Below are 12,544 nucleotides of genomic sequence, written 5' to 3'. Positions count from 1 at the left end.
GCCACTGGCTATCGAGGCAGACTCACAGAACTCCCCGATATCATTGCCGTCATTACCCGACTCGAGCTCTATCGACTTGGCTGGTAGCCAAGAATGACCTGGAAATGCCTCGTGAATAACGCCCTTACCTTCCCTACGGCTAACATCTAGCCTTCTACAACGGAACGGTGACCGGGATGCGCGGCAGTCATAGGGCCTTCATGTCGTCTTTTGGTCGCTCGCTGGCAAGACTGCATCCCTTATGCTCATTAGATGACGTTGATTGGGGCATTTCAGTTCGCTCACGCGTGGACTCGCCTCGCGCCCTGTTTAGCTTCTGTCTACCCAGTCAGGAGATGTCGGGTAAAGATTTCCCTGGCCGGGTAGCGAATTATCTCATTTCCCGGCGGGAGAATGGGGTCATTTGGGACTTCGACGAGTCGGGTTCTCGCAAAAATGGGTTCCGAGACATGGGGTCCCATGTAGAGAAGCTCAAGAGCGTGCAGTTAATGCACTTAGATCTCCAAGAGAATATGCCGTCTTGCCCTGATCAGGGAACGGTAACCGTCTGCCGTGTTGGGAGAGAACTCCATCCCGGAGCCTTTAGGGCGATGCATGACGTTCAATCTGAGAACTTTGGGGTAGGGGCGCTTGGCAAGGAGGAGCGTTGCTATGTTCTGGAACCAACCCTATTCCGGTCAGGCAAACAGTGTGCGGTGGTCGTCTTCTTTGATGGCGTGCCTGTAGCGTCGGGGGTCATGTGGGTGGAGGGGCAGTCGGCTTGCCTTTTTTGGATTTTTTGCAAAGAGGACTTCAGGGGAATGGGGTTTGGAGGTCAAGTCGTTCGTGAGCTATGCCGATGGGCCGCGACTCGGGGGTGTCATGAGGTGTTGTTGCAGTCAACAAAGGACGGGAAGAAGCTGTATACGGGCTTAGGCTTTCGATATGATGGAAAGCTAAGCCGATGGATGATGCGGGGAGCTGGACTTCTGTAACACGGATAGATCTCATCGGAGACCAGCAATAAGGCCCAAAACAACCCAGCACAACCGGAACAGCATGAGCGGGAGACAGCAACGTTCCCGCAGGCCAAGCTCGCACCGAGGCGTCACCTAGAGCCCATAGGCCCTTGGGCAAATCAATAAATAAAAACAAAGATGCAGCCAGCTTTTCCTCACTTATTATCTGCATGACCGATGCCGCGCTGAGGTTCGTTCGAACGCCCAAACGGCACCGACGGTGCCTCTAGCGCGGCTTGCATCACATGGTGCATTTGCTCCAAATCATCAGACGCTGCCTGCCCCGATGGGATCTGGTTTCCCATCCTAAAAAGTCGATCACATTAAAGCGGATAGATGCAATGATGTTTTCTCACTCGTGGCCGTCGTTGGTGGTGGGGATCACGAGTGTGGCGGTGACGATGTGTCCGATTCCCCAGGGGCACAGGGTGTTGCGGTGTAGAGCTTTGAAGGCGGAGTTGATCAGAGCGTTGGCACGTTCGCTGGGGGCAGGCCGGGGATTTCACGGCTCAGCCCAGATGAAACCTCCAGCTAACCAGGCGAAAGATACGGCATTCAAGCGTTCTGCGTCATGCTCCCCGTCAGTACGAGACTCCACGAGGCGCCCCGATGGTACTCCGTAAGCAGGTGTCTCGCGTTCGAATCGCGCCGGGTGCACCACCTGGACCTGCAATTCATCAACTGATGTCAGCTCATCAGGACGGCTCTGTACGGTCAGTTTCCTGAGGCAGGAGTGTTAGCTAGGTCCGATGCATCTTTAAAAGTGACATACTTGCTAAAGACAAAATTAATCGGCGTCGCTAATCCAATAGAAATGATCTGAGACCAGTATTCACGCGACCGGAACCCAGAGCGTTCATTAAAGAATTCGCTGGGAAGATAAAAAGCTGATCCGGGATGAGTCATGGCCCACTGTGCCAAGAGGCCAAACAGCATTCCCGCCGTCCCCGACAGCAGGAAAAGCACGAACCCCCGCACCCACTTCGGCTTTGAATCCTTAAAAGTGAAAGCTCGATTTAATTGATAGTTCCAGATATTAGCAATAACGAATGAGGAAATCCATACGAAGTTTCGATAGCGCACCGCGTAAGGCTGATCTGATATGCTGAAAATCACGTCACCCGCGTGTGCCGTGCCCCCGTTCAGACGGTGAAGAACAATGCTTATCGCCAGGTTTGCCAGGACGCCAGAGGCGCCGACAATACCGAACATCACCAGCTGAATTAAACTCCGAGACAGTGATTTCGCTGCAACACTTTCCGTACCGGTGGTAACTCTTTGCTGCAACATAACGCACCTTAAGCAAGCAGTGAATAAAAATAGCTCATGCAGTGCGTGACTAGATCAAACCGATCTGCGCATGTGACCTCACCTTTACAGCGGGCCCATGAGAAGACTACCGATTCTTGACACCCCAAAGGCAGTTACCCCTGGATAGCAGCACTCTGGCCTGAAGTTATCGTACAGCTGAAACATTGTCAAGATGATCTATATGAGGACTCATGGGATCACCTGACCGTAATGCTGGCACCTTTTCGGCGATTACATGGACCGCAGAGAATCTGCAGATTCTCTGCGGCATTTGATCCGCCCATCGACACCGGGATGACATGGTCATACTGAAGCTCAAAAGTCGCACCGCAGCGACGGCAAGCACCTCCGTCTCTTATCCACACTAACTGTTTCACATCATCGGGCACAGCCGTGCGTAACCGAGGAGAGCGTTGAGCCGATCCCATGGCGACAATTTGTTTGGCATGATCAATGCGTTGCGCTTGGCGCTGCTGTCGCGTCACGATCAAGGCATAGACCTCAGAAGCACTCAAGTCCTCATTCTCAGAATAGAACTGATCTTGGAACCACCAATAGGTGCGATTTTTTACTCTTGGCAGTCGCACCGGATACTCGGCTTGACGATTCTGATAGTCAACCCACTCTGCTTTTCTCATTTTCTTCAGATGGATAGATGTCCGCACGCCAATCTGCAGCGTCACCTTCACTCGACCCGTCCACATACTTGAGGAATAAAACATCTGGATGTTGTCATGCTTCCTGAGCATTTCGTGTCCTCCCCTATCCAACTATGCCTGAACTACCAGTTCAACGTCCATTCAGTGCGGACCATTTATCTAAAAGCTAGACGGATGGCACACCCGAACCCACACCTATTCAAGTCAAGCACCCGATTTCCCTCCCCGTCTGACACCCACAACTCTCAACACAACCTAGTGGTCTTCATAGCGTCTCGACGCTGACGACTCCCCCGCTGCCTTGAGCAGTCAATCTGCATATCCAACTCCTACGAAGTCACATTAATCACGATGGCCACTGCCCATGAGGTGACCAGCGAGGAAAAAATCAGCACGCTCGACTAAAGGGGACCCGAAGAGGAGATGGTCGTCACAGCGATAGAATCCCTGACACGAGTGACCCCCGGAATAAAAATGGTCAATGATGCGACCAGCCACATGACGATTATTATGAGGATCACATCTTGACGCGAAGCCTTCACGCCACCAGACCATAGCAGGGGATGAGCGCCTCCTTGGGTCGACTGACCAGGTCAGTCCGACAGCGACACGTAACGCTCTTACCGATGTCTAGATACCTTGGCATCTTTGATCTCTTGCCGTTCCCGGCAACACAGTCACGGCACCCGAATCCGATGATCAACCTTGTCGGTTTGATGGTGATTTATCCTTTGTCACGACTTATGTGTGCGTTGTCTTGACGCGGCTTGTAGTCTCGCGGGACATCGAGCAGAGGAGAGCAATGATGCGGTTCGCGGTGATCGGAGCAGGCGGCCTGGGTTGCTATTTCGGGGTAAAACTGGCCGCAGCAGGTCATGAGGTGGTCTTCGTGGCTCGTGGCAACACACTGGCAGCGTTGCGTCGCGATGGGATCCGCGTGGTGGGCTTAGATGACGTCCATGTCCCATCGGTCACAGCAACTCAAGACACATCTGAGGTCGGTCCGGTGGATGCGGTGTTGTTGTGTGTCAAAACGACACATCTGACAGAAATCCTCCCGACGTTACCGCCGTTGCTCGGGCCGAACACTGCGGTCCTCACCACTCAAAACGGCGTGGAGACTCCCACCGTAGTGGCGGAGATCGTCGGTGCGGATCGGGTGATCCCGTGCATCGTCAAGGTATTTACGCAGATCGCTCAGCCAGGAGTGATTGAGCACCGCGGTGGCCCTGGATCGGTGTCTTTCGCTGAGCCGGACGGCGTGGACCGACCTCGGACGCAAGCCCTCCGGGACGCTTTCGAGGGGGCTGGGGTGCCCGTCGACATCCCCGATGACGTGCGGGTCGCGCTCTGGGAAAAAGCCGTATATATCGCTGCGGTCGGGGGTTTGGGCGCCATGTCCGACGCCACAATCGGCACCGTCCGCACCCGATTACGCCACGAGTTGGTCGCGGTGTTCGAGGAGGCCGCCAGCGTCGGTCGCGCTCATGGTGTCCCGCTGAGCGAGGACATCGCAACGCGCCTCCTGGCTTTTACTGATGCGATGCCCCCTGACTCCACCACGTCGATGCAGCGGGATTTAGCCGATGGCCACCCCAGCGAACTGGACGGCCAAGTGGGTGCGATCGTCCGTTTGGGCACGCAGGCCCGGGTGGCAACGCCACGGTATGCACTCATGTACGACGTCTTGTCGTGTCGTTTCGCTGAGTAGCACACCGGATTGAGCTGATCGCTCCAGCCAGAGCCTGGATCACTGTCGACGTACCCAATCGACCTGTCCGCACTGCTGGGGCACGCATGGCACGGCTGCCCCTCAGCGGAGGGTGACGGGTCACTTCGAGGTGCGGCTGGCGTCTTCGATGAGTTTTGCGAAATCACCAGCTGACATCGCCGGTGACACATCGAGTTGTTTGCCGTTGAGGTAGTACGTCGGGGTGCCTTTGAGCTGAGCTTTATCGAAGGCGTAGGTGTCGAGGCTGCGGAAATAGGGGTGGTACTTTTTGGCGGTGAAGCATGTTTTCCACGTGTCGAGCGCAGCTCCGCTGATGCCAGCGTCGGTGGCGGCGGAGATGAGTTGTTCGTCGGTGTAGCCGTCACCTTCATGAGCAGGTTGACGGGCCATGGTTTTTTCGTGGAAGGCTTCAAACCGACCCGCATCGGCAGCGCAACCTGCTGCCCCAGCAGCTTTCATGGAGGAGTCGTTTTTCAGCATTCGGTCCAGGAAGGTCATGACGTAGTAGGTGACGTTGATTTTTCCATTGGATCCGAGTTCGCGGATGGTGCTGCCGAAGTTGTCCTCGGCTTGTTTACAGACGGGGCATTGGTAGTCCTCGAAGACCTGCAATGTAGGGATGCCGTCGTTGAGGGTGCCGTCGTGGGTGGCGATAATCGGTGATTCCGCTCCGGTGACGCTGCGGGGTAACGCGATCTGCGCGGTTCCGGTGGTGGGTGCGACGAGTTGGTCCGGGGTGTCGTCGCGGGTGAGGACCAGGGTGAGTGTGACGCCCAGTGCCACTGCTGCGACGACGGCGACAGCGAGGATGATCTTTAAGGGTGAACGGGACCGTGGTGTCGCCGCCTGGATTTTTGCTTGCCGGTCTTGATCTGACGTGCGTGCCATCGCCCACTCCTCGACGCCGCCACCGCCGCCCTGGTGAGAGCGGCGGTGTTACCGGTTTTTTCCCCGCTGCCCAGCATAGGGAGCGAGGTGTCGCCAGTGGCGGGTTTGTGGGGGCTTGCAGGGGGGGGACGGTCAGATGGTGATGCTCAAGGCAGGGGTGACACCGTCAAGGAGGGACACACTGGCCGTGACGGTGTGGCTCACCGCGTGGCTGCTGCCCATGGTGTCGCCGGGGTAGAGGGTGGCGCCGTCGAAGACATATGACGCGATGCCGGTGAGGATGTCGAAGAGCTCATTGGGGGTGCGGGGGGCGGATTCGATCTGCAGTTCGGCGTGCCCGAATGCGGCAAGTCCGCTGGTGTACGCCGTCCAGGTGGTGGGGAAGCCGGTGGCGTCGACCGGGCTGTGTGCGGCGGGCCGGACCCACACTGGTCGCCACATCTCTCCGGAGAGAGTGTTGTTGGCCAGGCAGTCGAGGGTGAAAGCGACGGACACGTCGGCAGGCATGGTGGTCATGGTTGAGGCCATGAAATACGCGATGGCGTCGTCCATTTGGGCGATGGCCGATCCGATCATGCCATGCACTGAGGCGAGGGCCTGGGTGTGGGCACGGGCAGCTGCCTCGTCTGAGGCTCCGGTGGGTTCAGCAGCCGATCGGGTGCTGATCAGGACGTGGGCGCCGTGCGCTTCCACGGGGGCAGTGCCTCGCTGCCAGAAGAGTGGATGACAGGTAGCTGCAACATCGGGGATGGGGAGAGGTCCATCGCACACTGTGACGATGGTGGTGGAGCCAGGCGCATTGACCTGGAGATAGCCGTCGTGCGTCTGGGTGATCTCACCGTCGACCCGTTCGGTGAGGGCTGCGTACACCTGGTCGAAGGCGGGCGTGGTGGGAAACAGGACCTCCCCGACGAGGTGCGTGGCGGGGGCTGGATGGGAGAAGTCCGGGCCTACCGGTGTCGTCATCACCGGCGTCATCTGTGATTTTTTCTTGCGTCCCCACCCGAACATGGTCGCTCCGTTCTCCCGCCCTGGTTGTCGGCCAGTGCGGGACCATACCGGAGCTGGCAGACCGAACGATCGGTGTCCCTGTCCCTGAGACATGCTCGGGACGAAGGTCCGTGACACAGGTCTCGGCGTGGCGGGTGCCGAAGCACTCTCCGGCACCCACTAAGCTTCCCTTGTGTCGGTTCGCGGCATCAACCACAACATGTTGCGTTTGAGTGATCTTTAAACGTGCGTATGTCGGTGAGTGCCACGAGGCAAGAGGGAACCCGGTGAAACTCCGGGACTGCCCCGCAGCGGTGAGAGGGAACGACCGGCGGCATCACGCACTGACCTTGAGGTTGGGAAGCGCCGCCCAGTAGGCCAACCGGTCCATTCCGGCGTGCCCCCGAGTCCGAAGACCTGCCGACGCCCGGAGCCGACACGGCCCCGGCCGATGAGTTCGGGCCTCGCGGGTGGGCCCCGTCGCGGACACGTCTCTTGTCGTGCCCAGGCGCCCCCTGCCCTGCCCCGAGCATCGCTCGCGAGGAGAGGGTATGACGTCCCACCGCACCGTTGTCCTAGATCGACGCACCACGATCAGCAGTCCCCGTCGGAGCGCCGACTCCGTTGCAGCCACCCCCACCGAGGTGCGTAAACGGGACGGACGCATCGTCCCATTCGACCTGACCCGGATCGTCGCCGCAGTCCAGCGCTGCTTCACCGCCACCGGCATCACCGACGCGACAGTGCGGGCCCACCGGATCGCGATCATCGTCGCCGACCAATTGGCGGCCGCCCCCGCCGTACCTTCTGACGGGCAGAATGGCGCTCCACCAGCGCCACCCGACGTGGAATCCGTCCAGGACATCGTTGAAGCGACCCTGATGGCGCAGGGCTACCGAGACGCCGCGAAGGCGTACATCCTCTTCCGGCAGGAGCGGACGCGGGCCCGTGAGCTGGACACGCGACTGATGCGGACCTTCGGGGAGATCACCGATCTGTCTGCTGCCGACTCTGATGGCCAACGGGAAAACGCGAATATCGACGCCGACACCGCGATGGGTGCGATGTTGAAATACGGCTCGGAGGGTGCCAAACATTTCAACCTGCTGCGTGTCTTGGACCCCACCCATGCCCGCGCCCACACCGACGGTGACATCCACATCCATGACCTGGACTTCCTGACCCTCACCACGACGTGCTGTCAGATCGATCTGCGCAAACTTTTTGCTAACGGCGGTTTTTCCACTGGACACGGTGTGCTGCGCACCCCTCGTAGCATCGCCTCATATGCCGCGCTGGCGTGCATCGCGATCCAGTCCAACCAGAACGACCAGCACGGCGGTCAATCCATCCCTGACTTTGATCGGGCCATGGCAGATGGGGTGCGCCTGACCTATGCTCGCGCCTACACCGACAACCTGATCCGGGCGTTGACCGGCCGGTGCGCCGCGGAAAGTCAAGACCGCAGCCGGTGGGAAAGTGTCGTCGCAGCAGTCCAGGAACGCTGGCAGGCCGAAGGCGTACGCCCCCAATGGGAGCCCACCGTCGTACAGAGCGCGATCACCCGGGAGGCTTTGGCGCGGGAGGTCCCCGAGCTATCCGTCCCGGATATCGACGCGGTGGTGACCTTCGCCCACGCCGAAGCTCGCCGGGACACTGAGCGGGCGACATACCAGGCCATGGAAGCGCTCATCCACAACTTGAACACGATGAACTCCCGAGCCGGAGCGCAGACCCCGTTTTCCTCCATCAACTACGGGACTGATACGTCCCCGGAGGCGCGGCTAGTGGTACAGCAGCTGTTGTTGGCTACCGAATCGGGATTGGGCAACGGCGAGACCCCCATCTTCCCGATCCAGATCTTCCGGGTGCAGCGGGGCGTCAATCTCGACGAGGACGACCCGAACCATGACCTGTTCCGGCTGGCCTGCCGGGTGAGCGCACAACGTCTCTTCCCGAATTTCTCTTTCCAGGACGCGCCGTTTAACGCCGAAGGATACGACCCGAATCGCCCGGAGACAGAAATCGCTTATATGGGATGCCGCACTAGGGTGCTGGGCAATATTCACGACCCAAAACAAGCGGTTGTCAATGGCCGGGGCAATCTGTCTTTTACCAGTGTGGATCTCCCCCGGTTGGCGTTGCGCGCCGACGGCGACGTCGACACCTTCTTCGCGCTGCTGGACGAGATGACCGACCTGGTGATCGCTCAACTGCTGGAACGTTTCGAAATCCAACGGCATAAGCGGGTGCGCAATTTCCCGTTCCTGATGGGGCAGGGTGTCTGGTTGGGCAGCGATGGGTTGTCACCGGATGACGAGATTGGTGAGATTCTCAAGCACGGCACCCTGTCGTTGGGGTTCATCGGGCTAGCGGAGACCCTCACGGTGCTGACCGGTCATCATCACGGTCAGGATCCTGCAGCCCAGGAATTGGGCTTGCGGATCGTGCGACATCTGCGCGACCGGATGGACGCAGCAGCAGTGGAGCACCAGTTGAACTTCTCTTTGTTGGCCACCCCGGCAGAGGGGCTGTCAGGACGGTTCGTCCGATTGGATCGGGCGCGATTTGGGACCATTCCCGGTGTCACGGACAAGGCTTACTACACCAACGGTTTCCATGTGCCGGTGGGTTACACACTTCCCGCAGCGACGAAGATCTCGGTGGAAGCGCCCTACCATGCGCTCACCAACGCCGGTCACATTACGTACGTCGAAGTCGACGGGGATCCCACGCGCAACCCGGCCGCCTTCGAGCGGATCGTGCGGCATATGGCGGATAGCGGCATCGGATACGGATCAATTAATCACCCAGTGGATCGGGATCCGATCTGCGGCTATACCGGTGTCATTGATGACACCTGCCCAGGGTGCGGCCGTCAGGACGCCGATCAGGTGCCTTTTGAGAGGATCCGGCGGATCACCGGCTATTTGGTGGGCACATTGGACCGGTTTAATGACGCCAAACGCGCCGAAGTTGAAGACCGCGTCAAACACGGCATTCCCGATGCGGCCCAGTCGTGACCGGTCACCGATCGTGAGGATGCGTATCGCAGGTCGGACCCACGACTCTATTGTCGACGGGCCTGGCCTGCGGTACGTCGTCTTTGCTCAGGGATGCCCGTTGGCGTGCCCTGGCTGTCACAATCCGCAGTCGCAGGACCCGTACGGCGGCGTGTCAGTGCCGGTGTCGGAGATGATCGCGGATTGGCGGTCTAATCCGCTGCTGACTGGGGTGACCCTCAGCGGGGGCGAACCGAGCCGTCAGCCCGTGGCGGCGGCGGCCTTGGCGCGGGCGGCACATGACGACGGGTTGGATGTGTGGTGTTGGTCGGGCTATCGCGTGGAAGCTCTACTGCGGCAGGCCAGCACCGACCCAGACGTGGCGAGTCTGCTCAGCCTGGTCGACGTCCTGGTCGACGGGCCATATGTGCAGAATCGTCGGACGTTGCAGCTGGCCTGGCGGGGTAGTGACAATCAGCGGTTGATCGATCTGCCGTCAACGATCCGTTCTGGGCGGGTGACGTTATATCAGGATGAGTCGATCAGGGCCGATCCCAGCTGAGATCCCGGGCGACGTCGATGAACGCTCGTGCCGTGGGATTGTGCGTTGCCTGCGGGGTCCAGGCAAGACCGACGACGCGACGCAGCGAGGTCACCAGCGGCACCATCGTCAACCCGGGCACCTGCAGCGCGGGATCGTCTGCGGGAAGCACTGCCACTCCGAAGCCGGCACTGACAAGTCCGGCGACGGTGGCTAATTCAGCAGACTCGAATCGGGGACAACTTCGCCGCCCAGCCCGGGCGTCGAGGGCGTCGAGGAGTGCCCGAGTGGTGAACCCGGGTGGGGTCGTCACCAGCGGCTCTCCTGCCACGTCACTCCATCGGGCACGGTGGCGCCCTGCCAGGTGATGACCGTCGGGGACAGCGAGCGCCAATGGTTGACGGCGCACCACCTGCCATCCGCAGCGGGGATCGACGGGCCGTGGTGAGCACAGCACCACATCGCAGTCGTCATGGTCGAGGTGTGCGGCGAGTTCGGTGCCGGTGCCCTGGGTGAGTCGTACGTCGGTGCGGGGGTGGCGAGCGAGGAATGCCCGTAGCAGGCGTGGCGCTAGCCAGGGCCCCAGCGAGTGCATGAATCCGAACCGAACCGTCCCGGTCTCTGGGTCGAGGAGGCGCCGGATCTCGGTTTCTCCTCGGTCGAGTTCTCTGCGGGCAGCGAGGTAATGGTCACGGAGCACCCGGCCGCGAGAGTTGAGGGTGAGTTGGCGACCGTGCCGGTCGAAGAGGTCAGCGCCGAGGTCAGATTCGAGGCGGGAGAGCCGACGGGACAACGTGGATTGGGGGATGCCGAGCAGAGCCGCCGCATCTGTCATGTGTTCGCAGTCAGCGAGAGTGAGGAACCAGGTCAGGTCGTCAGCGAGCACTGCGCCAGAATAGCGAGGTTGACCTGGTTTGATGCAGAAAAAGCATGAAATTACGGTCAGTCATGCATTTCCGCTAAGAAGAAGGACGGGGGACGCTTGCCGGTATGGATGAGTCTCTGGAGCGGGCCGAACTGCCCGATGGCCTTCGCAGAGGGGAGCCCGGTTATGCCCGGGCCGTGGTGGCGCTGCTGGCAGCGGGGCTGGCGTCGTTCAACGCGTTGTATTGCACCCAGGCTTTGATGCCAGCGTTGACCCACGGGTTGGGAGTGGATCCTGCGCAGGCGTCGTTGACGGTGAGCGCGACGACCGGGGTGCTGGCTTTGGCGATCTTGCCGGCTTCAGTGTTCTCCGAGAGATATGGTCGCGGCCGGGTCATCGCAGTGTCAGCGCTGTCAGCGTCCGTGCTGGGGCTGCTGTTGCCTTGGGCGCCTGATCTGACCTGGTTGGTGGCGGGGCGCGCCGTACAAGGTTTGCTGCTTGCCGGAGTGCCCGCAACGGCGATGGCCTGGCTCAGCGAGGAAATCCATGGGGACCACCTCGCACCGGCGATGGGTCAGTACGTCGCCGGCACCACGATCGGTGGCCTGCTGGGCCGGTTGATCCCTTCAGGCGTGTTGGAGTTCGCTTCGTGGCGTTGGGCGTTGGCCGCAACCACCGTGTTTGCGGCGCTGTGTGCAGCAGCGACGATCCTGGTGATGCCAGCGCAACGACGGTTCGTGCCTAAACAGCTCTCTGCCGGTCAAGAGTGGCGGGCTGTTCGACAGCATTGGCGGCATCAGCAGTTGGCGGGACTGTTTCTCGTGGCATTCGTGCTGATGGGGGTGTTTGTCTCGGTGTATGACTTCCTCGGATACCGTCTCGTCTCGTCCTTCGGTCTACGGGAAGCCCAAGTCGGGTCGATCTTCCTGCTCTATCTCTTTGGGACGGCGGCTTCGGCTGTCGCTGGGCGGTTGACGGTGCGACATGGCAGACCCCGAGTCTTGCTGGTCGGGGCAGCAGTGTGTGTCCTGTCACTACCGCTGATCGCAGTGCCATCGCTGTGGGCTGTGGTGGTGGGCACCGCGTTATTCACTACCGGTTTCTTCACCGCCCACGCGGTCGCCTCCGGGTGGGTCGGGGCGTTGGCGGTGCGGGACCGCGCTGAAGCCAGCGGCACCTACTTGGCTTGCTACTACCTGGGCTCGTCTGTCGTGGGATATCTGTCCGGAGTGGTCTTCCACCGGGGTGGCTGGTCGATGCTGGTGCTGTGGCTGACAGCGTTGTCGGCGGTCGCAGTGGGCATGTCTGTGGCGGTGGCTCGGGGCGCTCGGTCAGACACCCCATCGGCGCCGCCCACGCCACCGGCGACCTGCCAGCGTTCGTCCGAGGAGGATGTGCTTTCCTCAAGGACACGATGAGTTCGACCTGCACCACCGACGTGAGACAGGAGTTTGACATGTGTCCGTCGTGGGGCCAGGGTCGAAGAAGGTAATAGTTATGGCGCTCAGACCGCTTCGCGTGCACCGTGGCCAATGGCGGGCACTCGCGAGGGCGGTCT

General features: G+C 60.3%; 10 protein-coding genes and 1 riboswitch. Of the genes, 5 read left to right on the top strand and 5 right to left on the bottom strand.

Going from position 1 to position 12,544, the window contains the following annotated elements:
* The first annotated feature begins 176 nt into the window (after window positions 1-176).
* Window positions 177-974: a GNAT family N-acetyltransferase gene (locus KEM60_RS16900; protein ID WP_370626349.1), complete on the top strand. Its 798-nt coding sequence runs from the start codon at window positions 177-179 to the stop codon at window positions 972-974.
* 738 nt (window positions 975-1,712) lie between these two features.
* Here KEM60_RS16900 and KEM60_RS08545 read toward each other — a convergent pair.
* Together KEM60_RS08545 and KEM60_RS08540 are read right to left on the bottom strand one after the other, a co-directional pair.
* Window positions 1,713-2,288 (bottom strand): GtrA family protein, encoded by a 576-nt coding sequence (locus tag KEM60_RS08545; RefSeq protein WP_219107115.1) that lies wholly within the window; start codon window positions 2,286-2,288, stop codon window positions 1,713-1,715.
* A 218-nt stretch (window positions 2,289-2,506) separates the two neighbouring features.
* Complete coding sequence (locus KEM60_RS08540) at window positions 2,507-3,058, bottom strand: HNH endonuclease (protein ID WP_219107114.1); 552 nt, start codon at window positions 3,056-3,058, stop codon at window positions 2,507-2,509.
* A 712-nt stretch (window positions 3,059-3,770) separates the two neighbouring features.
* On the opposite strand from KEM60_RS08540, the gene KEM60_RS08535 reads away from it, so the two are divergent.
* Window positions 3,771-4,679, top strand: a complete 909-nt coding sequence (locus tag KEM60_RS08535) for a 2-dehydropantoate 2-reductase (protein WP_219107113.1) — start codon at window positions 3,771-3,773, stop codon at window positions 4,677-4,679.
* Window positions 4,680-4,799: 120 nt separating this feature from the next.
* Here the strand turns inward: KEM60_RS08535 and KEM60_RS08530 are convergent, their stop codons facing one another.
* Both KEM60_RS08530 and KEM60_RS08525 read right to left on the bottom strand, forming a co-directional pair.
* On the bottom strand, window positions 4,800-5,588 hold the full coding sequence (locus KEM60_RS08530; protein WP_219107112.1) for a thioredoxin domain-containing protein: 789 nt from the start codon (window positions 5,586-5,588) through the stop codon (window positions 4,800-4,802).
* 132 nt (window positions 5,589-5,720) lie between these two features.
* Complete coding sequence (locus KEM60_RS08525; RefSeq protein WP_219107111.1) at window positions 5,721-6,692, bottom strand: DUF4261 domain-containing protein; 972 nt, start codon at window positions 6,690-6,692, stop codon at window positions 5,721-5,723.
* Between the two features lie 125 nt (window positions 6,693-6,817).
* A riboswitch (cobalamin riboswitch) is annotated at window positions 6,818-7,018 on the top strand.
* Between the two features lie 111 nt (window positions 7,019-7,129).
* Here KEM60_RS08525 and KEM60_RS08520 point away from each other — a divergent pair.
* A complete protein-coding gene (locus KEM60_RS08520; protein ID WP_219107110.1) occupies window positions 7,130-9,601 on the top strand; it encodes an anaerobic ribonucleoside triphosphate reductase in 2,472 nt (823 codons plus the stop codon).
* Window positions 9,602-9,620: 19 nt separating this feature from the next.
* Window positions 9,621-10,142 (top strand): anaerobic ribonucleoside-triphosphate reductase activating protein, encoded by a 522-nt coding sequence (gene nrdG, locus KEM60_RS08515; protein ID WP_219107109.1) that lies wholly within the window; start codon window positions 9,621-9,623, stop codon window positions 10,140-10,142.
* On the opposite strand, the gene KEM60_RS08510 is transcribed toward nrdG, so the two are convergent.
* Complete coding sequence (locus KEM60_RS08510) at window positions 10,123-11,007, bottom strand: LysR family transcriptional regulator (protein WP_219107108.1); 885 nt, start codon at window positions 11,005-11,007, stop codon at window positions 10,123-10,125. The genes nrdG and KEM60_RS08510 overlap by 20 nt on opposite strands.
* 104 nt (window positions 11,008-11,111) lie before the next feature.
* Here KEM60_RS08510 and KEM60_RS08505 point away from each other — a divergent pair, with 104 nt between their 5' ends.
* The gene (locus KEM60_RS08505; RefSeq protein ID WP_219107107.1) at window positions 11,112-12,404 is read left to right on the top strand and encodes an MFS transporter; all 1,293 of its coding nucleotides are present in this window, start codon (window positions 11,112-11,114) and stop codon (window positions 12,402-12,404) included.
* Window positions 12,405-12,544 lie beyond the last annotated feature (140 nt).

The organism is Austwickia sp. TVS 96-490-7B, from assembly GCF_019331795.1.
Taxonomy (GTDB): Bacteria; Actinomycetota; Actinomycetes; order Actinomycetales; family Dermatophilaceae; genus Austwickia.
The sequence above is the reverse complement of the archived record's forward strand: the minus strand, read 5'-3'. Positions and strand labels throughout refer to the sequence as shown.